Annotated in this window: 1 protein-coding gene; it reads left to right on the top strand. The window is 57.1% G+C overall.

Annotation, left to right across the window (positions count from 1 at the left end):
• Positions 1–133: 133 nt before the first annotated feature.
• On the top strand, positions 134–637 hold the full coding sequence (locus V6766_RS25495) for a LysR family transcriptional regulator (protein ID WP_448471033.1): 504 nt from the start codon (positions 134–136) through the stop codon (positions 635–637).
• Positions 638–680: the final 43 nt, after the last annotated feature.

Here is a 680-nt window from a genome sequence, read left to right as displayed (position 1 = left end):
AAAACGGGCGAGATGCATGGAAAACCAACCTTGAACAAATTGCGTGATTTCAAATCTTGCGCATTTCTCTTCGTTGATCAAATGCCGTTTTCGAGCGATAAAATGCAAGTATTGCATATTAGGAGAGTTCGACGTGCGGCTGGAATGGCTTGAGGATATCCTGGCGGTGGTCGAGACCGGCTCGTTCAACGCGGCCGCCGCGCGGCGTAACGTCACCCAGCCGGCCTTCTCGCGCCGCATCCGTGCGATCGAGGATTATGTCGGCACCGAATTGTTCGATCGGGACCGCAAGCCCGTCGGCCTCAAGCCGTCAATCTCGGCGGAGCAGGAGGAGATCAAGCGGCTGGTATCCGAGATGAAGGACCTGCTCTACGAGTTGCGCCGGCAGGGCAGGGAGGCCAACAACCGGATCGTGATCGTCAGCCAGCACGCGATCACCACGTCGCGCGCGCCGGCCATCATCGAGACATTTTCGAACGTGATCGATGTCAGCGTGCGCCTGCGCTCGGCCAATCGCGACGAATGCCTGGCGCTGCTGATGACCAAACAGGCCGACCTGTTGTTGAATTATCAGTCCGGCGGCGAAGCCAGTTCGGACTCCGAAGACTATCTGGAACGCATCAATCTAGTGGTTTGATTCCAACGTTTGGAACCCTCGATTTCGTGCGGTGATGATGTCC

It is taken from the genome of Martelella sp. AMO21009 (assembly GCF_053484295.1).
The sequence above is the reverse complement of the archived record's forward strand: the minus strand, read 5'-3'. Positions and strand labels throughout refer to the sequence as shown.